This is a genomic window from Shewanella sp. MF05956 (assembly GCF_059758055.1).
Genome location: NZ_JCAYNV010000011.1, coordinates 174,414 through 196,600, shown reverse-complemented (window position 1 = coordinate 196,600; position 22,187 = coordinate 174,414). Strand labels below are relative to the sequence as shown.

13 protein-coding genes are annotated in these 22,187 nt (G+C 42.8%); 4 read left to right on the top strand and 9 right to left on the bottom strand.

All coding sequences use genetic code 11. The annotated features are described in order from the left end of the window. Positions 1-85: 85 nt before the first annotated feature. The 3 genes from lpdA (at position 86) to AC19MX_RS13825 (ending at position 8,934) form a co-directional block, all read left to right on the top strand. Positions 86-1,516 carry a dihydrolipoyl dehydrogenase gene (gene lpdA / locus AC19MX_RS13835; protein WP_498298797.1) on the top strand — a complete coding sequence of 477 codons (1,431 nt, stop codon included), beginning with the start codon at positions 86-88 and terminating at the stop codon, positions 1,514-1,516. Between the two features lie 595 nt (positions 1,517-2,111). Beyond that, positions 2,112-6,551, top strand: a complete 4,440-nt coding sequence (locus AC19MX_RS13830; protein ID WP_498298795.1) for an EAL domain-containing protein — start codon at positions 2,112-2,114, stop codon at positions 6,549-6,551. 118 nt (positions 6,552-6,669) lie between these two features. Then, complete coding sequence (locus tag AC19MX_RS13825; protein ID WP_498298793.1) at positions 6,670-8,934, top strand: patatin-like phospholipase family protein; 2,265 nt, start codon at positions 6,670-6,672, stop codon at positions 8,932-8,934. 156 nt (positions 8,935-9,090) lie between these two features. Here the strand turns inward: AC19MX_RS13825 and hxpB are convergent, their stop codons facing one another. Further along, complete coding sequence (gene hxpB / locus AC19MX_RS13820; protein ID WP_498298791.1) at positions 9,091-9,747, bottom strand: hexitol phosphatase HxpB; 657 nt, start codon at positions 9,745-9,747, stop codon at positions 9,091-9,093. A gap of 404 nt (positions 9,748-10,151) precedes the next feature. Between hxpB and acnB the strand changes: the two genes are divergently transcribed. Then, complete coding sequence (gene acnB / locus AC19MX_RS13815; RefSeq protein ID WP_432400803.1) at positions 10,152-12,749, top strand: bifunctional aconitate hydratase 2/2-methylisocitrate dehydratase; 2,598 nt, start codon at positions 10,152-10,154, stop codon at positions 12,747-12,749. 144 nt (positions 12,750-12,893) lie between these two features. Here acnB and AC19MX_RS13810 read toward each other — a convergent pair whose 3' ends face one another. The 8 genes from AC19MX_RS13810 to priA form a co-directional block, all read right to left on the bottom strand. Then, the gene (locus tag AC19MX_RS13810; protein WP_498298790.1) at positions 12,894-13,958 is read right to left on the bottom strand and encodes an AlbA family DNA-binding domain-containing protein; all 1,065 of its coding nucleotides are present in this window, start codon (positions 13,956-13,958) and stop codon (positions 12,894-12,896) included. 487 nt (positions 13,959-14,445) lie between these two features. Further along, positions 14,446-14,667 carry a hypothetical protein gene (locus AC19MX_RS13805; RefSeq protein ID WP_498298789.1) on the bottom strand — a complete coding sequence of 74 codons (222 nt, stop codon included), beginning with the start codon at positions 14,665-14,667 and terminating at the stop codon, positions 14,446-14,448. Positions 14,668-14,794: 127 nt separating this feature from the next. Beyond that, positions 14,795-15,181 carry a gamma-butyrobetaine hydroxylase family protein gene (locus AC19MX_RS13800; protein WP_432400809.1) on the bottom strand — a complete coding sequence of 129 codons (387 nt, stop codon included), beginning with the start codon at positions 15,179-15,181 and terminating at the stop codon, positions 14,795-14,797. A 171-nt stretch (positions 15,182-15,352) separates the two neighbouring features. Next, a complete protein-coding gene (hslU, locus tag AC19MX_RS13795) occupies positions 15,353-16,678 on the bottom strand; it encodes an ATP-dependent protease ATPase subunit HslU (RefSeq protein WP_432400811.1) in 1,326 nt (441 codons plus the stop codon). A 25-nt stretch (positions 16,679-16,703) separates the two neighbouring features. Further along, positions 16,704-17,228 carry an ATP-dependent protease subunit HslV gene (hslV, locus tag AC19MX_RS13790; RefSeq protein WP_432400813.1) on the bottom strand — a complete coding sequence of 175 codons (525 nt, stop codon included), beginning with the start codon at positions 17,226-17,228 and terminating at the stop codon, positions 16,704-16,706. A gap of 158 nt (positions 17,229-17,386) precedes the next feature. After that, positions 17,387-18,007: an SPOR domain-containing protein gene (locus tag AC19MX_RS13785; protein WP_498298787.1), complete on the bottom strand. Its 621-nt coding sequence runs from the start codon at positions 18,005-18,007 to the stop codon at positions 17,387-17,389. Positions 18,008-18,009: 2 nt separating this feature from the next. Beyond that, positions 18,010-19,755, bottom strand: coding sequence for an arginine--tRNA ligase (gene argS, locus AC19MX_RS13780; protein WP_498298785.1), 1,746 nt, complete (start codon positions 19,753-19,755; stop codon positions 18,010-18,012). 189 nt (positions 19,756-19,944) lie between these two features. Beyond that, entirely contained in the window at positions 19,945-22,146 is a 2,202-nt protein-coding gene (priA, locus tag AC19MX_RS13775; RefSeq protein WP_498298783.1) for a primosomal protein N', read from the bottom strand. Between the last annotated feature and the right edge of the window lie 41 nt (positions 22,147-22,187).

Sequence of the window (22,187 nt, the reverse complement as noted above, 5' to 3'; positions counted from 1 at the left end):
AAATGCGGTCAGCTATCACAATCTGGCCACATTGATTGTTGAATCGGTTTTGTCCGCCAACATATGCAAAAGAATAGAGGAAAACATGAGTAACGAAATTAAAACTCAGGTAGTTGTATTAGGATCTGGCCCTGCAGGCTATTCAGCAGCATTCCGTGCCGCTGATTTAGGTTTAGATACCATTATCGTTGAACGTTTTAGCACCCTAGGTGGTGTATGTTTGAACGTAGGTTGTATCCCATCTAAAGCATTGCTACACATTGCTAAAGTGATTGAAGAAGCTAAATCAGCTGCAAGTCACGGTGTGGTATTTGGTGAGCCAACAATCGATTTAGAAAAATTACGTGGCTTTAAAGAAAAAGTGGTTAGTCAGTTAACGGGCGGATTAGGTGGAATGTCTAAAATGCGTAAAGTTAATGTGGTTAACGGCTTTGGTAAGTTCACTGGCCCTAACAGCCTTGAAGTCACCGCTGAAGACGGTACAGTGACCGTTGTTCAGTTTGAACAAGCTATTATTGCTGCCGGTTCTCGTCCAATTAAGCTGCCATTTATTCCGCACGAAGATCCACGTATTTGGGATTCGACTGACGCACTAGAATTGAAAGAAGTGCCTGGTAAGTTATTGGTAATGGGCGGTGGTATCATTGGTCTAGAAATGGGTACTGTGTACTCGTCTCTTGGCAGTGAGATTGACGTGGTTGAAATGTTTGACCAAGTTATTCCAGCAGCTGACAAAGATATCGTTCGTGTATTCACTAAGCAAATCAAGAAGAAGTTTAACCTTATTCTTGAAACGAAAGTGACTGCAGTTGAAGCTAAAGAAGACGGCATCTATGTGACAATGGAAGGCAAGAACGCTCCTGCTGAACCAGTACGTTACGATGCAGTATTAGTCGCGATTGGCCGTTCACCAAACGGTAAGTTAATTTCTGCTGAAAAAGCAGGTGTTAATGTTGATGAGCGTGGCTTTATCAATGTAGACAAGCAATTACGCACTAACGTACCGCACATTTATGCTATCGGCGACATCGTTGGTCAACCAATGTTGGCTCACAAAGGTGTGCATGAAGGCCACGTAGCGGCTGAAGTGATTGCAGGCATGAAGCACTACTTCGATCCAAAAGTAATCCCTTCGATTGCTTATACAGACCCAGAAGTAGCATGGGTCGGTTTAACTGAGAAAGAAGCAAAAGAGCAAGGTATTGCTTACGAAACTGCGACTTTCCCATGGGCTGCAAGTGGCCGCGCAATCGCATCTGATTGTAGCGAAGGTATGACCAAGTTAATTTTCGACAAAGAAACTCACCGTGTTATTGGTGGTGCTATTGTTGGCGTTAACGGTGGTGAATTACTCGGTGAAATTGGCCTAGCCATTGAGATGGGTTGTGATGCTGAAGATTTAGCTTTAACGATTCATGCTCACCCAACTTTACATGAATCAGTTGGTTTAGCCGCTGAATTATATGAAGGTTCTATTACTGACTTACCTAACCCTAAAGCGGTTAAGAAGAAGTAATATCGCGTTATCATAAGCGAATTAAGGCACTCCATAAATGGGGTGCTTTTTTTTGATTTTTTTTTAGGTTTTAGACTAGGCTTATAAGTATGAATGACAATATGGACACATATGCCATAGGGTAATCACTCCGATTAAGCGGCATTCATTTTATTGTTAATCCAAGCTTGGTTGGTCTAGGCTTTATCAATGGTATTGTAAATCCCCTAGAGGTTACATCGCTGATGAGATGTCATTGTTAGCTGTATAAGCTTGATGTGATAAAGGCAAGCTAATCATATCCATTTGCACCTTGGGAAGTGTTTAGTACAGTGATAACCCAATGAATATAACTGGTTACTTAAATACCGTACGTAACACTAATATCTATAAGGTTTTTTCTATATCAGCGACAAGTCAGTGAGATAGGTATTTAAGCAATTTAACAGGTGACTTTGCTAAGCTATTAATGATAAAACATTAATAAGATAGGAATAAAAATAATATTATTGCATGATTTATTATTCGCTCTCGCTGGATTATGTTTCTCAGTGAGTGTGGGTATATTTTTAGGGCGTTAATGCCTGTGGTTATCATTTAAGGTAAGACGGAACTTATGATCAGAGCGGTCACTTATTATTTAAGTTGTTTGACGCTACTTCTTTTAGCGCTTGTGCCAGCGCACGGAGCTGACATTGTTCAGCGGGTATTTAACGCTAAAGATGGCTTAGCTAACGCCAGAATTCAAGATATTAGTTTTGATAGTTATGGCTATGTGTGGCTTGCGACTCAAGAAGGGCTTTACCGGGTTAGCAACAGTAAAGTGAGACGTATTGATAAGGTTGGTTTTGACTCGGTATTAGACGATGAACTGATCACCTCAGTGATAAACTCTGGCACTGACCACTTATTAATTGGCACCCAATCTTCGCTGTATTTATACAGTATTCTCGACAATCAATTTAGTTTGCTGCTTAGGCCCAAAGACGATGATATTGCCAATATCAATAAAAGTCTACGAGTGGTGGCCTACCAACGTCAATTAGATAATAAGTTGTTACTGCTCGGCTTTTCTGGCCAGGTTTATTATTTTGATGATGACACACAATCGTTAACGTTATCTACAAAGCATAATCTAAACCGTGATTTAGTCTGGCTAAATGCCTTGCAACTGCATGACGGTCAGTATCTGTTTTCAACCAAGGATCAACTGCAAATTCATCAAGCCGATGGCAGCTTTATAGGGCAATTTCCATGGACCGATAAAAACGGTTCAATAAGAAAAATATTTCAAGACAAGCAACAGCGTGTTTGGTTGCTCACATCTAAAGGTTTGTATCAGGTCTTTACGCAATCATTAACAGTAAAAGCCATCAAAAAAATCCCTTATTACGTTGACCAAATGGCTGAGGATCTTAATGGTGATTTGTGGATTTCGAGTCGAAGTGGGTTAATTTTTTGGGAACAACAAAGTAATGAGTTAACCCTCTATCGGGATGAGCTAAAACAACTCGCTAACATTGACTATATTCACGACCTTGCAGTCGATAGCGATGGGTTAATATGGGTTGGCGGTTCTGGTGATGGCTTGGCTGTTATTGCGGGTAAACCATCATTTTTAATTGAACGATACTCAAAAAAAGCGCCTTATAAGCTTCGTAACGAAATGGTATGGTCTATTTATGTTGAAGGCGAAACAATATGGCTTGGTACAGATGGTAGTTTATCTGTTATCGAGGGCAACCAGGCGTCGACAACGGTTATTCCGCCAGGTTTGAAAATAAGTGACAGCATATATGCAATAGCATCGTTAGATAAAGACCATATCGTATTAGGCACGACCACGGGCCTTTATGTCGTAAATAAAAACACCAATGAAAGCAGTAATTTTGCCACCTGGAGTGGGGGAGTAAAGTCTTTAGAGGATAACTTGGTGTTTAGTATTTATAATGATGCTCTCATTCCCCAACGTGTATGGTTCGGTACAGGTAAAGGCTTGTATTATTGGCAAGAGGGCAATGATGATTTAGTGCTAGAGCCATTGAGTGACGGCGAAAAATCGCTGACAAAAACGTCATTCCGTAGCTTTTTACGTGACAGTGAAGATCGATTATGGATTAGCGGTAGTCAGCATTTTGGTTATGTTGATGTCGCTGGTGGCTACCATTCTAAAATGGATCTATTTAGCGATTTTGTGCATGATCCAATGGTGAGTTCTTTATTACAAGTCTCACCCGACATACTGTGGTTGGGATCGTCGCAACAAGGCATTATTGAGTTCAATACTCGCACTAACGCGATTAAGTCACTTGATCAACAATGGAAAATTGATTGTAAAGTGGTGTATTTTTTACAGCAGTCCGCAACTGATAATATTGTAGGTTGTGCGAGCGCGCTGATTAAAATCAATAGAGAAACCGGAAAAGTGAGTTCGTTCAGCCACAAAGATGGTTTTATTTCTGATGAGTTTAATGAAGCTGCCAAGTTTTACGATCCTAGCAAAGGTTTTTTTATCGGCACCCCCGACGGAGTCATGCTGATTGATTTAGATAAATTATCCTCTCGAACAATTAACGACAAAGTTATTCTTGAATCAGTGTCAGTCTTTTACGATGACACCACCGCAGTGTATTTAATCCCTAGCCAGTTACGTCAAGTCGACCCTGGCGCTAGCTTGATTAGTTTTCATATCTCTATTTCGGATTATTTAGACGATACCCCAATGACATTGCAGTATCGATTAGTCAAAGAGGGGGCTGAAGCGGGCAATTATGTATTACTGGAGGGACAATCACAGATCAACGTGACCGGTTTGAGTGCGGGCGATTACACCTTAGAACTTTTATACAAACGCAACGGTGTATGGTCAAGTGAACCTTTTCAGTATGTTTTTTCGGTAAAACAGTTTTGGTGGAAGTCTCAACAATTTAAAGGTGCGCTACTATTTGCCGCATTATTGCTAGCCGTGATGTTGTTACTCATTAGGCAACGACAAGTTAACCGTTTTAAGCAAATCAATGCTGCATTAGTGCAAAGTGACGAGCGTTTACAACAAGCCTTAAAAGGCAGTGATTCTGATCTGTGGGAGTGGCATAGCAATACCCAAATATTGTCACTCGATAATCGTGGCGGTGTACTGGGTCCGATGCAGTTTTTAAAAATTCAGTTGCAAGATATTCCAGTGCATCACGACGACATGACTCACCTCAAAGAGGCCTGGAGTGATTTAGTCACAGGTAAAACCGACATGCTCGATGTCGAATATCGCTATCAACACTCACAGGATAAACAATGGCACTGGTTACGCATTAAAGGTCGGTCACTTGAGGTTTCCTCTAATGGGCAAAAGTTAATCCATGCTGCAGGCATGTACACAGACATTACCCAGCAGAAAATGCTTGAAAGTGAAGCTAATTTACTCGCTCAAGCATTTGAAAATACATCTGAGGGTATGTTGATTTTAGATGCCAATAAGGACATTAAAATCAGTAATGCGGCGGCAAACTTAATTTTGGCGGCGCATAAACGAGATTTAGCCGGTAAACCCTTTGTCGATTTGGTCGCAACAACCGTTGAACCTTTTGACATGGAAGATGTGTTTGATAAAGAACGTTTTTGGACTGGTGAAAGTGAGTTTTACTGTATTGACGGTAGCCGTTGTCCGGTGTGGATGAATGTATCCACCATGACCAATGCTCAATCATTACATTATGTGGTGGTGTTTTCCGATATTACAGAGCGTAAACACAATGAGCAGCATCTTCGTCGCCTGGCAAATAATGACATGCTCACCGGACTTGCTAATCGGTCTATGTTCTCTCGTCGCCTAGGGCAAGTGATTGACACCGCAAAACAGCATAGCGAAACACTAGCATTATTATTTTTAGATCTCGACCGCTTCAAACATGTGAATGACTCCTATGGCCATAGTATGGGCGATGCGTTACTGGTAGAGGCGGCTAACAGGTTGCAAGGGTGTTTATCTGAAGAGCATTTGTTGTGCCGTTTTGGTGGCGATGAGTTTGTCATTTTACTGCGTGATGCTAAAGATATCGACACCATAAACCACATTGCTAAACAGCTACTACAGCAAATAGAAATGCCGTTTAAACTCTATGGCCGAGAGTTTTTTATCTCGACCAGTATTGGCATTAGTATCTGGTCCGGTGATGATCAAACGCCTGAAACGCTGATAAAAAATGCTGATTTGGCGATGTATCACGCCAAAGATGAAGGACGCGGTAATTTCCAATATTACTCGGCTGAGCGAAATGCAGAAGCACTCTACCATTTACGCTTAGAGGCTGACTTACATAAAGCCATTGCCTGTAACGAGTTTGAAATCCACTACCAACCACAAGTTAATGTTGAGCAGAACCGTCTTGCTGGGGTAGAGGCGTTAATTCGTTGGCATCACCCAGTAGATGGTTTGGTGCGTCCTGATGTGTTTATCGGCATTGCTGAGTCGTGTGGGTTAATCGTTGAAATTGACCGCTGGGTATTAACTCAAGCCTGTATTGATGGTGCGCGCTGGTGTCGTGATGTGCAGCAAGATTTGCTGGTGTCGGTTAACGTGTCTGCCATGCATTTTAGACAACCTGATTTTATTGATTTTTTAACCGCAACACTCCATCAAACGGGTATGCCAGCCAAATGCTTGTCGGTCGAAATTACTGAAGGGGTGTTAATGAAAGAAATCGACATAGCCACCCAGCACTTATTGGCATTAAAACAACTCGGTATCGATGTCGCCATTGACGATTTTGGTACAGGTTATTCGTCATTGGCATATTTACGCTCATTTAAAGTCAACACACTTAAAATTGATCGCTCATTTTTAATCCACATAGACCACAATCAGGCCGACCAGGCGATTGTGAGCAGTATCATTGAATTGGCTCGCAACTTATCGTTAGAGGTTATTGCAGAAGGTGTTGAAACGCCTGAGCAACTCGCTCAAGTCGTTCAACGTGGCTGCCATATTATTCAGGGGTATTACTTTGCGAAACCTATGCCCAAAGCCGAACTTGAACAACATATGAAGCAATATCAATAGCCATTGAATGATGCCTATTTCAATAAGTCATATTAATGACTTAGCCAGAGTCAATTAGTTTGGGTATTGGTTAAATGTTGTTAGAATGCGTTGTTTTTACTTAATTGCGGAATGATTTATGCAAACAATTTTGCGCCTTAATCAGCTAAGCTGGTTTTTGCTGAGTGTTCTCTGCTTTAGTGTGGTATTACAACCCGCAATCGCAGCACCTAAAACAGCAAAAGAAAGACCCACTATTGGCCTCGTGCTCAGTGGTGGTGGCGCAAAAGGAACCGCGCATATTGGTGTGTTAAAGGTGCTTGAAAAGCACCATATCCCTGTCGACTACATTGCTGGAACCAGTATTGGTGCCTATGTTGCTGGCATGTATGCATTAGGCTATAGCGCAGACCAAATAGAAAAAATCATGCTTAACGGCGAATGGTCAAAAGGCTATTCTGACACCATTCCTCGAGAGAGTTTAAGCTACCGCGATAAGCAACAACGCGACCAATTCAATATTCCATTAACGGTGGGTTATAACGACAACAGCTTAACCTCGCCAAGCGGCTTATTGCGTGGCCAAAGTATGTCGTTATTGTTAAGGCATTCAACTGACTTAGTGGAACAATTTGGTGACTTTGACGATCTCGCTATTCCCTACCGTGCAGTGGCAACCGACTTAGCCACAAGCGAGGCGGTAGTATTATCCAGTGGCAGTGTGGTGCAAGCGATGCAAGCCTCGGCAACCGTACCAGGTGCGCTTCAACCGGCCATTATTGATGGTCGTTTATTGGTTGATGGTGGCATCGCAAACAACATGCCGGTTGATGTGGTCAAAGCTATGGGCGCTGATATTGTCATTGCTGTTGATATTGGTTCACCCTTAGTTGGCCAAGATAGATTAGACAGTACCGTTGCGGTGTTAGAACAACTCTCGACCATTTTGACTCAAGCCAGCACAGCCCGCCAAAAAACCTTATTAACAGAGCGTGATATTTTAATTCGTCCAGCCATTGATGTATTAAGCACTACTGATTTTTCAATTATGCCATTAGCATTAAAATTGGGCGAAGATGCTGCCAATATTCAACTTGAAAAACTCAAGACGCTGGGCATAAAAGAACCCGCATATTTAGCTTATCAAACCAATAAACAGCAACAAAGTTTATTGTGGCGTGACCCGCTTAAAAAGCCGATTTATAAAATTGCTTTTGATAACCAATCTAAAGTTAGTGAAAAACTATTGCGTGAGCGTCTAGACATTAAAAAAGGCGATGTACTGACTAAAGATGATTTAACTGCCGCCCTAAATCGAGTCTATGCCTTAAATAAATTTGAACGTGTTGATGCAGAATTTGAAGACGTTGAAAAAGGCCGGATTATCACCATTACTACTCGCGCCAAGTCGTGGGGGCCTAATTATTTTCAAGCCGGTTTTAACTGGGAAGATGACTTTAGTTTAGATTCCGCCATTACTCTGAGTTTAGCTTACACCATGACCGATTTAACCCAAATGGGGGGAGAATGGCGTAATGAAATTGAGCTAGGCTACCGTAAGTTAGTGGCCACTGAGTTTTATCAACCACTTGATCGAGACCAAACATTTTATAGCCTGTCACGCTTACAATATCAAATGCGTGACTGGGACTTAGTGGATCAAGACAGCAGCTATTTATTACTGGAAAATAACGTGGCTCAATTAGAGCTGGGTCTTGGTTATAATTATGATTCTGATGGCGTGATAGAGTTAGGTTTTGTCGGTGAAAATGGTCAGGTAAAAAGTGAAGTTGGCGCGCAAAACTCAATCAATTACCATTCAACCGGTGCCTACTTAAAAGTCACTTATGATACGTTAAACAGTATTAGTTTCCCTACAGATGGTAATCGCTTTACCTTTACCAGTTACCTAAGGGATGAGTCGTATAGTGGCGCTACAAGTTCAGATAATACTTTTAGTGACGATTTGGCCTGGCAATTTGAAGCCGACTGGAAAGGCGCGTTAAAGCTGGGTAATCATGCCATTGTGGGTAAAATTGAACTGGCAACCACCCAAAATGACGGTAACTTCACTCTACACGTTGCTGAACTCGGTGGTTTTTTAAATTTATCGGGTTACCGTAAAGACACGCTGGTGGGCGCGCATAAAATATTCAGTGCCGTTATTTACCAATATGACCTAGGCCGTGATGTACTGATTACCGATTTACCTTTGTATTTAGGTGCCAGTTTAGAAGGCGGTAATGTGTGGTTTGAACGCAGTGAAATGAATATAAACGATCTTATTTATGCCAGCAGTCTGTATTTAGGAACGGATACTGATTGGGGCCCGGCAGCACTTGGTTTAGGGGTGTCAGACCGAGGTGATACCGCATTTTATCTGTTTTTAGGCAAAAACTTTTAAGCTGTCTATCTAAGCCAAAAGCCTAGAGGCTTACGAGCTAAAAAGCCTAGTGGCTAGAGCGCTTCGCTGCTAGAGGCTATAAAATCTTAGCAGCGAAGTTGTTCCTAGCAGGACGAAGTCCGCCCTAGAAGCGAAGTGCACTCTCCGCGAAGCGGCCTAGGCCCCTAGCAGCGCGGGTAATAATCCTGCGTGAGCTAGCTTATGATGGGCAATTACCCATTTTGCTTGGTTAACCGTATGTGGCGCCGGAATAGCAACGGTTTGCATCGTTGCTGCTCGGGCTGCAATTAAGCCATTAAACGAGTCTTCAATGGCAATGCATTGGCTTGGCGCAATACCGAGCGCGTTAGCACAATTTAAATACACTTCAGGATGCGGCTTACCGTAAGCTAAATTTTCAGCAGATTCGAGAGCTTCAAAATAATGGCCAATGGCGAGCTTATCGAGCACGGCGTGAATAATTCGCGATGACGACGATGTTGCTAAACCGATTTTAAGGCCAAGTCGTTTGCACGCTTCGAGTGACTCAATCACGCCTTGCATTGGTTTGCCTGTGGTATTGATCTGCGCAATGACTTCATTAACAATTTTATTTGCTGCGGCAGTATTATCATAATTTGGCCATGGATAACGCTGGTACCAATAACTTACAACCTGGTCAATCCGCAGTCCTGTGGTTTGCTCAACCTCTTCAAGGGTCAAGTTAAGTCCAAAGCTGTTTAATACCGTTTGTTCGGCTAACTGCCAAGCGGGTTCAGAATCGATTAAAATTCCATCCATATCAAAAATAACCGCTTTTATTTGGGTAGACACTGCATTGACTCCTTAAAGGTATTCACTTTGCGGCTAATTATCGCGATGTTAGTGTTTAGGTACAATCAAAACAGACTTTTTAAAAAATATTTCATCATAAAAAGTCGATATTTTTTTGCTCACAGTTTAATCGGTGGGTGTGGCATAACATGATGTATTAAAATGTTTTTTAGCTCGTTTCAAACTATTGTCTAATTTAAATTTATTCACGAAGCGATTAAATTGATTGTTAGCTAGATAAATCGAGTTGATTTCATGCCTCTAACAGTGTGAGCTGATTCATACTTTTATAAAGCTGTAGTATACTGAATGTCGGATTTCAAGCCCGAACCTGTGGAATTATCAGCGTAACAGTGTGTGCGTTGAGTTTCGCCGTCAGGCGTCAAACAAAGAGGAATGTTGCCGTGCTAGAAGCATATCGTAAACACGTCGCAGAGCGTGCTGCAGAGGGTGTAGTCCCTAAGCCATTAGATGCACAACAAGTGGCTGAATTAGTAAAATTAGTTGAGACTCCACCTGCGGGTGAAGAGGCGTTAATCCTCGACTTATTAGAAAACCGTATTCCACCAGGTGTTGATGAAGCTGCCTACGTGAAAGCGGCATTCTTAGATGCAGTGGCCAAAGGCACTGTAAAATCACCTATATTATCAGCTGAACGTGCCGTTGAATTACTCGGTACTATGCAGGGCGGTTATAACATCGAGCCGTTAATCGCTCAGTTAGACAACCCAGCATTAGCAGCCTTATCAGTAAAAGCATTATCAAACACGTTGTTGATGTTTGATTCTTACCACGACGTGGTAGAGAAAATGCAAGCTGGCAATGAGTCGGCTAAACAAGTTGTTGAAGCTTGGGCAAATGCAGATTGGTTCTTAAACCGTCCAAAGCTTGCTGACAAAGTGACGTTAACGGTATTTAAAGTGGCTGGCGAAACCAACACTGATGACCTGTCACCTGCACCAGATGCATGGTCTCGTCCAGATATCCCATTGCATGCACTTGCTATGCTGAAAAACGCCCGTGACGGTATCGTACCTGACGTGTCTGGCGAAGTGGGTCCAATTAAAGAAATCGAAGCGCTTAAAACTAAAGGTCATCCATTAGTTTACGTGGGTGACGTTGTTGGTACCGGTTCTTCACGTAAATCAGCGACTAACTCTGTATTGTGGTTCATGGGCGATGATATCCCTAATGTGCCTAACAAGCGTGCGGGTGGTTTCTGTTTAGGTAATAAAATTGCACCGATTTTCTTCAACACCATGGAAGATGCCGGTGCATTACCGATTGAGCTAAACGTTGATAAAATGGAAATGGGCGATGTCATTGACATTTATCCATACACTGGCGAAGTTAAGCGTGGCGGTACTGACGAAGTTATCTCTACGTTCGAACTAAAAACTGACGTATTGTTAGACGAAGTTCGTGCTGGTGGTCGTATTCCATTGATCATCGGTCGTGGCTTAACTGACCGTGCACGTGAAACCTTAGGGTTACCAGCGTCAGACGTATTCGTACGTCCACAAGATGTTGTTGTGACTAACAAGGGCTTTACCCTTGCACAGAAAATGGTGGGTAAAGCATGTGGCGTGAAAGGTATTCGTCCTGGCCAGTACTGCGAACCTAAGATGACCTCAGTGGGCTCGCAAGATACTACCGGTCCAATGACACGTGATGAGTTAAAAGACTTAGCCTGTTTAGGGTTTAGTGCTGATTTAACCATGCAGTCATTCTGTCACACAGCGGCTTATCCAAAGCCAGTTGACGTTGACACGCACCACACATTACCAGACTTCATCATGAACCGTGGCGGCGTAGCATTACGTCCAGGTGATGGTGTTATTCACTCTTGGTTAAACCGTATGCTACTGCCTGATACCGTAGGTACTGGTGGTGACTCGCATACTCGTTTCCCAATTGGTATTTCGTTCCCAGCGGGTTCTGGTCTAGTGGCATTTGCTGCTGCAACAGGTGTAATGCCTCTTGATATGCCAGAGTCAATTTTGGTTCGCTTTAAAGGCACAATGCAGCCAGGCATCACCTTGCGTGATCTTGTACATGCTATTCCGCTTAAAGCTATCGAACTTGGCTTATTGACCGTTGAGAAAAAAGGCAAAATCAATGCTTTCTCTGGTCGCGTATTAGAAATCGAAGGTCTTGAAAAACTGAAAGTTGAGCAAGCATTCGAACTGTCTGACGCATCAGCAGAACGTAGCGCAGCTGGCTGTACTATTAAGCTAGACAAAGAGCCAATCATTGAATACTTAAACTCTAACATCGTGATGTTAAAGTGGATGATCAGTGAAGGTTATGGCGATCGTCGTACGATTGAACGTCGTATTACCGCTATGCAAGAGTGGATTGCTAACCCTGAGTTGATGGAAGCCGATAAAGATGCAGAATATGCTGAAATTATCGAAATTGACTTAAACGATATCAAAGAGCCAATCCTTTGTGCACCAAACGATCCTGATGATGCAGTACTATTATCAAGCGTTGCTCAAACTAAGATTGACGAAGTGTTCGTGGGTTCTTGTATGACAAACATCGGTCACTTCCGTGCCACCGGTAAGATGTTAGACAAGTTTGCTAAAACACTGCCAACACGTTTATGGATTGCGCCACCGACTAAGATGGACCGCGACCAGTTAACGGAAGAAGGTTACTATTCAATCTTCGGCCGTGTCGGTGCTCGTATCGAGATCCCTGGTTGTTCTCTATGTATGGGTAACCAAGCACGTGTTGCTGAAGGTGCTACGGTTGTTTCTACTTCAACACGTAACTTCCCTAACCGTTTAGGTACTGGCGCAAACGTCTACTTAGCATCAGCTGAGCTAGCCGCTGTAGCAGCCTTGTTAGGTCGTTTACCTTCAGTGGAAGAGTATCAAAACTACGCTAAAGAGTTAGATGCAACTGCAGCTGACACTTACCGTTACTTGAACTTCGATCAAATCGACTCTTACACTAAGAAAGCCGACAGCGTGATTTTCCAAACCGCGCTATAAGCTTGAACTAGTTAATCGTTGAATTAAAAATGCCAGCAGAGATGCTGGCATTTTTGTTTTATTAAATCAGGTAGTTGGGAGCTTGTTTTGGAGAGTAAACGTTAAGAAAAAATATTAATATGGCAATGGTGTAAAAAGATTTTTTTAATCTAGCACTCCGAAGTACTCACTAGAACTATCAAATCTGCTACTTGTGTATTTGTTAAAATCTTGTTCTGACAAAACTCTATCACTTGAAGGATTATTTCTTACGAAAAATTCCTTGCCATGCCAGCAGGGGAAGGTCGCTGGTTTTACTTCTACTATAAGTACTTTTTTACACCCACCAACATCCTCTAATGACCAATCAACATTATTTGACACACTAACACCTAAAGAATTCTTCACAGCGTCTTTGAAGCTTAGAATAAATTCATCGTCATTATTATTCGAGTATTCTATGTCTTTCGCTAGTCCAAGTATTTTTCCTTTGTCGTCGACACCCACGAGCAATATACCTCCGAGTGAGTTGAGGAAGCTCGCTATAGTCTTGGTGCATTCCTTTTTTAGTAATTTATTCTGTCGATTTTCCTTTATGTCATAAACGAAGGAAGACTTGAACTCTAATGTCTTACTCTCTTTTTGATTTGCTGCGAGGTGAATGAGCTGAATAGCTTTCTTTGTGAGATTTTCTACATCCATATCAAGTAATTTTTGTAGGTATTGTGAATCGCTCATTCCCCCTCTGGCGGATAGGTGGGAACCGAAGTCAGCAGCTTTGATTATGATTGAAGATCCTGACGGATACATCTCGCAAATACGACCCACCTTTCTGAACCCCTCCACACATAGTTGATAGTATTTTGGGACATCTTGACTGTAGTGTCCTCCTTCCTCTAACCGTTTCATCAAGTGTTTAATATTAAACTCATTATTTCTATTTCGAACCTCAAGACAAAGCTTAGACATATCATTGATCCACTCTTGCAGTACTTCTGGGTAGAGTTTTTCATTTGGTTGTTCTATCGACGTTTTTATAGCCTGCAGAATTTGATGCACCTTTGGGTAGTTATGTGATTCATCATGAATTTTGGATTGAATGAACTGTTTATCCCTGATGCGCAAAAGTATCGCCCATTCATAGTAAAAATAAGGCCAATTACTTGTTGATATTAATTCTTCGAATTTCGACAGGAAATTTTTTGCTGCCTTAGTTAACATTGTTTCCATAACACACCTTTCAATACCGTTTTAAGCTATCAATGAGTTAAATCATTAAATATATTATGATATTGGCAATTAGAGATAACAAGCTTTGGCGTTGAAATGAGTTTGTTTAACTGAAAATATACAAATTCAACTCTGAACTTGAGGACGTTGAAGAAAATAGCGTGAGCCTGACAGGACGTCAGGCTAGCTTTCGCGGTACAGGATGTACCATCGGAAGCGTTAGCATTTTCGAATAAGGCCGAAGCCGATTACAAACGACGTTAAAAGTTAGATAAATCCCCATTGCGACCTTTTCGCAGTTTGAAAATGTTGCGGGGCGGCTGGGAGTTCTAAGAGGGAACAGCCGTTGGTTTCCTCTTAGTCTGGTGTGGGCGAAGCGCCACGACGTTAGTGGCCGCAGGCCATTGTTAAAAATATTCATCGATAATTAACCATACCCATCATTCAACAATGCCAGCAAAATAGCTGGCACTTATAGTCGAGTAATTTAACGCTTTAGAATGATAACAACATCCTTTTGATGAACGTTATTAACATTAACGACGCGATATGCCGCTGGTTTAACAACGACCACTTTAGTTACCGTCGTTTTATTAGTAGGCGCTTTTGCGTGTCCATGATGAGCTCGTGGTGCACAAGCACTCAAGCTTATAATTGCTAATCCGATCAATATAACTTTAATCATCGGAAATTGAATTGACTGTTTCATACACACCTCGATACGAGTGAAGACGATGACTAAGCATAATCGTTTGAGTGTCAATTGCTGATCGCGATGAGTAAATTTATGCAAATATAGTGTTGAAATAAACGTCTATCGTTAAAACGTACCGTCATCACGAATACTTAATATTCATATCAATCAGTGGTTCTCGTGAACCTTTCTCTGCCCGCAATCTGGCTAAATACTGTTGCCATAATTCAGTTTGATTACTGCATAAGTTATATAGCACCTGCCAAGAATATAAACCTGTATCATGGCCATCATCAAAAGTGATTTTTACCGCATAATGTCCAACAGGTTCAAGAGCCTTGATATTAACGGCTTTCTTATGAGTGACCAATATTGGGTCACCATGACGCTGTACTTCAGCAGACGGGGAGAATACGCGGAGCATTTCACAACTGATGTTGTAGGTTTGGCCGTTATCAAAAGTGACTTCTAATAACTTAGATTGACGCTTCAGTTTAATGCCGCTAACAGTAGGCGTTGATTGGGTCATGGGAATACCTATAAAAAAAAGGATTAACGCTAAATCGCAGATTATCATCATACGCGACTTTGCTGTTAATCCTATTGTTTGAACCTGCATTCGTGATGTCGATTCGTATCAACACATTCACGTTACCCTCGTTGGTAACAAACCGACAAGTGTCACCCGTTTACCGCGTGCTTATAAAATAAAGCGGCTTAAATCTTCATCTTGTACCAAGGTATCAAGGTGGTCGTTAACGTATTGTGCGTCAATGACAAAGGTAGAGCCTGATTTTTCAGAGGCATCGTAAGAAATCTCTTCCATCAGCTTTTCCATCACAGTATGTAAACGACGTGCACCGATGTTTTCAGTGCGCTCGTTAACCTGCCATGCGGCTTCTGCAATGCGATCAATGCCAGATTCTGTAAACTCTATGGTTACACCTTCAGTGTTCATTAATGCAATACTCTGTTCAGTGAGTGATGCAAATGGCTCTGTTAGAATACGTTTAAAGTCGGCTGCTGTAAGGGCGTCTAATTCAACACGGATCGGTAAACGACCTTGAAGCTCGGGGATTAAATCAGACGGTTTAGACATCTGGAATGCACCAGAAGCAATAAACAAAATATGGTCAGTTTTTACCATGCCGTGTTTAGTGGTAACAGTACAACCTTCAACTAAAGGCAGTAAATCACGTTGTACACCTTCACGTGACACATCTGGGCCTGAGCTTTCGCCGCGCTTACAGATTTTGTCGATTTCGTCTAAAAACACAATGCCATTTTGTTCAACTAATTCGATAGCTTGCTCTTTTAGGTCTTCTTGATTGACCAGCTTTGCGGCTTCGTCTTCAACTAACTGCTTGTAGGCATCTTTAATTTTAAGCTTTTTGCGTTTAGACGTGCTTTGGCCTAAATTTTGGAATAACCCTTGTAGCTGATTGGTCATTTCTTCCATGCCTGGAGGAGCCATGATTTCAACGCCAATTTGCGGTGCCGCAATATCAATTTCGATTTCTTTGTCGTCTAGCTGACCTTCACGTAGTTTTTTACGGAAAATTTGGCGGGTGTTCGACTCATCTTTTTTCTCTGTTTCCCAGTCATCTTTTACCTTAGGCAATAAGGCATCTAAAATGCGCTCTTCGGCCATTTCTTCTGCACGATGACGGCATTTTTTCATTTGCAGCTCGCGGGTCATTTTAACCGCAGAGTCTGTTAAATCACGGATGATTTGCTCAACTTCTTTACCGACATAGCCCACTTCGGTAAATTTAGTCGCTTCGACTTTAATGAAAGGCGCGTTCGCTAGCTTAGCTAAACGACGGGCAATTTCGGTTTTACCGACACCGGTTGGGCCAATCATTAAAATATTTTTTGGGGTGACTTCTTGGCGAAGTGCAGGTTCTAATTGCATACGACGCCATCTATTACGAAGTGCGACTGCAACCGAGCGTTTAGCATTTTGTTGGCCGATAATATGTGCATCTAGTTCGTGAACAATTTCACGAGGTGTCATCTCAGACATAACGGTTCCTTTATTTACGCTCGAATTAGTAGTCTAACTTTTCGATGGTTTTAAATTGGTTGGTAAACACACATATATCGCCAGCAATCGTTAACGATTTTTCGGCAATATCTTCTGCACTTAACTCGGTATTTTGCAGCAATGCTAAGGCAGCTGCATGGGCATAGTTTCCGCCAGAGCCAATGGCAATAAGGTCATGTTCTGGCTGAACCACATCACCGTTACCGGTAATAATTAATGATGATTCAGTGTCAGCTACCACCAACATCGCTTCGAGTTTGCGGAGCATTTTGTCACTGCGCCAATCTTTGGCAAGCTCTACGGCTGATTTTAATAAATGGCCTTGATGCATTTCGAGCTTGGCTTCAAAGCGCTCAAAAAGAGTAAATGCATCGGCAGTACCGCCAGCAAAACCGGCTAATACCTTATTATGATACAAACGACGCACTTTACGCGCGTTGCCTTTCATGACGGTATTGCCTAAAGAAACTTGGCCATCACCAGCGATGACAACTTGATTGTTGCGGCGTACGGATACGATAGTAGTCACGGTAAATCCTCTTTAAATGCATCAACGAATGCAATTGTTGATTCATGATTAAATTGGATATGGGGTCAAAATGATAGATATCAAGGACAGTATAAAAAAAGCCCCGTTCGAGTGAACAGGGCTGATGAATGTTTATCGCGTTTAGAGCCTGATTAGTGCTATTGCCATAACCAAATTTGGCAGGTGTTAATGCCTGACTTTTGCATTTTATGGCGGTTGGTTTCAGCTTCGCGTTTGTTCGGGAACGGACCTAATACTACGCGGTACCAAATACCATTAGTGCCTTCACTGCGACGAACTTGTGCTTCCATACCTTGAAAGGCAATACGGGCTTTCATTTGATTGGCCTGTGACTCTTGTCTAAACGAGCCGCACTGCATTTGATAAATACCACTGGACACCACACCGGTTGAGGGCAGATCAATTTCAACTTCTTTGTTTTCTAGCTCTTCAAGGTAGGTCCATTTCTCTTGTGGCTTAGGCGGTAATGCATTTGGATCTGGCTTAACCACTTTTTTGGCTGCCGGTGTTGGCGCAGCTTTAGTTTTAGTTTCAGCTTGTACGATTTTCTTTTTTGGTTGCTGTGCAGGTTCAGTGACTTGAGTTTCTGAGCTGCCATTTATCGACCATAAAAAATAGCCAAAGCCGGCAACAAGCGCTAACACAACAAATACAGGCAAATACGGAAAGCTACGCGCAGGTGCTTTTTTACGCTTTGGCGCACGGCTTTTGTTCGGTTTACTTGCTCTGGGTTTGCGGTTTGCGTAGTCGCGACTCATGATTACATCCGCTCTAAAGTTTCAATGCCAAGCAATGACAAGCCGGTTTTTAGCGTATTAGCGGTTAATTGCGATAACAATAAACGGCTTTGTTTTTGCGCTTCCGTGTCTGCCGCTAAAACTGGGCAGGCTTCGTAAAAGCTTGAAAACTCGCTCGCAAGTTCATACAGGTAACCACACAGTACATGTGGTAAGCCTTTGTCTGTCATGCGGGTAAGCACTTCACCAAACTGGGCTAACTTGGTGCCTAAATCTTTTTCTTTTTCGTGTTCAAGAACGATTTTAGCCTGGCTTAAATCGATGTCTTCAGCACGTTTAAAAATACCGGCTACGCGAGTATACGCATACAGTAGGTATGGGGCGGTATTGCCTTCAAAGCTTAGCATTTGCTCAAAGCTGAAAATGTAATCGCTGGTGCGGTTTTTAGATAAATCAGCGTATTTAACTGCGCTGATCCCGACTACGCGGGCGATTTCAGTGAGTGTAGCTTCGTCCATGTCTGGATTTTTGCTGCGAACAAGTTCAAGTGCACGCACATTAGCTTCATCTAATAAGTCGACTAGTTTAACGACACCGCCTGAACGGGTTTTAAATGGACGACCATCTTCGCCGTTCATAGTGCCAAAGCCAGTGTGCTCTAGTGACATGTCTGCACGTACAAATTTAGCGAGTTTGGCAAGATTAAATACTTGTTGGAAATGCAGCGCCTGGCGTAAGTCGACAAAGTACAGCGCGCGGTCGGCTTTAAGTACGTTTGAGCGGTAACGCATGGCGGCTAAATCAGAGGTGGCATATAAGTAGCCGCCGTCTGCTTTTTGAATAATAACCGGTAATGGCTCGCCTTCTTTGGTGCGAAACTCTTCCTGGAATACCACTTTAGCGCCGTTACTTTCGGTTAATAAACCTTGGGCATCTAAATCTTTAACCACTTGAGCAAGGTCTGCGTTATAAGCACTTTCGCCGTGAACATCAGCGCGAGTTAGACTCACACCTAAACGCTTATAGACATCATGACAGTGGTTGAGTGAAATGTCGTTAAACTCACGCCAAAGCTTATTGCAGTATTCATCGCCCGATTGCAAGGCAACCACTAACTGACGTGAACGGGTGGCAAATTCTGTCGATTCGTCAAAGCGTACTTTGGCTGCACGGTAAAAACTTTCTAGGTCAGACAATTCCATTTTGGCTTGTTCGCCATTGGCTGCGCGTAACTCTTCCATGTATGCCAATAGCATACCGAATTGCGTGCCCCAGTCGCCAACGTGATTTTGACGGATCACGTGATGGCCTAAAAACTCAAGTGCACGGACCACGCTGTCACCAATAATGGTTGAGCGTAAGTGACCTACGTGCATTTCTTTAGCTAGGTTTGGCGATGAATAATCGACAACAATAGTTTGCTTAGTCGGTAAGGTCACGCCTAAGTGGTCATCGTTTAATGCTTGTTGTAGCTGATCTGCTAATGCATTGTCGTCGATAAAAAAGTTAATAAACCCTGGGCCAGCAATTTCGACTTTAGCAACGTGAGATGATGCAGGTAAGGTGTCGATAATCAGTTGGGCTAATTCGCGTGGGTTTTTCTTCGCGACTTTGGTCAGCATCATTGCAAGGTTAGTCGCTAAGTCACCATGACTTTTATCTTTAGTGCGATCGACCTGAATGCGCGCTTGAAAATCAGCAGGCACAATACCTTGCTGTTTAAAAGATTCGAGGGTTTGTTCTAGTAAAGATTCAATATGTGATTTCATGGGCGTTTGCTTGCACTAATTCGTTAAATGAATGACATGACGGAACCGCGTATTTTAGCCGTTTATGGGGTGAAATTGCTATCTGCTTTAGCGGAAATATTGGTTTTTTTGTTTAATTAAACTTGAATAGCAATTTATCTGAAGTGTATTACCCATATTCGTGTAGTCGATTGCCAGTTATAACGTGGTTTACATTAAATCTTGCGGATCTCTATCTATGGTCCAGCGGCAGCGTTTACCCTCAGGTAGTTGTTCAATTTGAGTTAATACATGTTCAAATACGCTTTGTAATCGATTCCTGCTTTTGGCTTGTAGCATTAATTGGCGTCGATATTTTCCTGCTTTACGATCTAATGGTGCAGGTATGGGGCCTATAATTTCAAGATCTTTATCTTGCGGAATAAGTTGACTTATTTGGGCTAAAAAAGCGTCCGCGTCTTGTGCTAAATGCGCTTCCGCTCTAATTAACACCATGTGCCATGCGGGTGGCAATAGTGCTTGTTGGCGCTCAGTTAACTGGCTTCGGGCAAATTCGCCGTAACCCCGTTGTAGCAAATCGCGCAAAATAGGGTTGTCACTTTGGTGGGTTTGCAGCAGGACTTTGCCAGGCTTGTCGGCGCGACCAGCACGGCCAGATACTTGAGTGTATAGCTGACCAAAACGCTCAGGCGCCCGAAAATCGGCACTGAATAACGCACCGTCAACATCCAATAACCCCACTAAAGTCACATCGGGAAAGTGATGCCCTTTAGCCAGCATTTGGGTGCCAACCAGAATTTTATATTTTCCCATGTAAATCCCTTGTAATTGTTGCTCAAGGGAGCCTTTGCGCCGAGTGGTGTCGCGGTCGATACGCACAACCGGATGTTTAGGAAAAAGCTTAATTAACTCTTGCTCGAGTTGTTCAGTGCCTAAACCATGTCCCATTAACATGGTGCTACCGCATTCGTGACATTGTTTAGGGATAGCATATTGATTACCGCAGTGGTGACAGCAAATTTCGTTTAAACCTTGATGCACAGTAAAAAAAGCATCGCAACGGTCACATTCATGTAAATGGCCGCATTCGTGGCACAACAACGCAGGGGCAAAGCCGCGACGGTTTAAAAACAGTAATACTTGGTTGCCTGCATCAAGGTGCATGCGCATTTCGTTAATTAACGAGGCTGACATGCCGGCTTTTAAGGGCTGCGAGGTAATGTCGATGATGCCTTGTTTGACTTTTTGTGCAGCTCCCGCGCGCTCGCTTAATTCAAGGTGATGATAACGGCCAGACAACGCATTTTGTAGGGTTTCAAGTGAGGGTGTAGCAGAACCAAGCACCACTTGAATATCTTCTAAATGCCCGCGCATTACGGCTAGATCTCGGGCGTGGTAGCGCACACCTTCTTGCTGCTTAAAGCTGCTGTCGTGTTCTTCGTCTAAAATAATAAGACCAGGAAACGCCATGGGGGTGAACAACGCCGAACGAGTGCCAATAATTATCGCCGCTTCACCAACGCGTGCTTGTCGCCAGGCTTCAAGCCGTTGATTGTCGGTCAATCCTGAATGAATCACCGCCACTTTGACTTCAAACCGGCGTTTAAAGCGATTGATAGTTTGTGGGGTTAAGCCGATTTCGGGCACTAAAATAAGCGCTTGTTTGCCTTGTTTTAAAATGGTTTCGAGTAAGGTTAAATAGACTTCGGTTTTACCTGATCCCGTAATCCCTTCTAGTAAGGTGCAATGAAACCCTTGTTGTTGTTGTTGTGTGAGTACAGAAACCGCTACGGCTTGCTGTTTATTTAATTTGTGTGGCGACTCGTTCATGATGAGGTGCTGACGCCAGCTTAAGTCGTGAGTAATGACTGCACTTTTTTGTTCAATCCATTGCTTATCTTGCAATGCTTTAAGCGCAGATTTACTTAATGCTTGGGTGGTAAATTCATCTTGAGTTAGCGGGTTTTCCAGCAATAAATCGAACAGTTTTTTTTGTGCTGGAGCGCGTTTAAGAACACTTGAGTCTGCTTGGCGACCTTGTTCGCTTAAATGATATTCAACCATGGCTTGTGGTGTAGCATCGAGGCCTTTACGCAGGGCGACGGGAAGGGCCTGGCTGAGCATTTGACCTTGCGAAGTAAAGTAATATCTTGCCGCCCAAAGCGTTAATTTATATAGCGAGTCGGGCAGTAATGGGGCATCATCTAGCACGGTTGTAACAGATTTAATTTGTTGCGGTGCTAAATCACAAGTGTCGGTGATTGCGGTGATTAACCCTATGAGTTGTTGGCGCCCAAACGGCACTTTAACGCGCAACCCAATTTGCAGTGTTGTTTGCTGTTCGTCTTTTACGCGGTAACTAAAATTTTGGCGTAATGGGACGGGTAAGGCGACTTCAACAAACACGGGCATAGGGTTTCACATTTTTCAATTCTATTAGGGATTGTGGATCA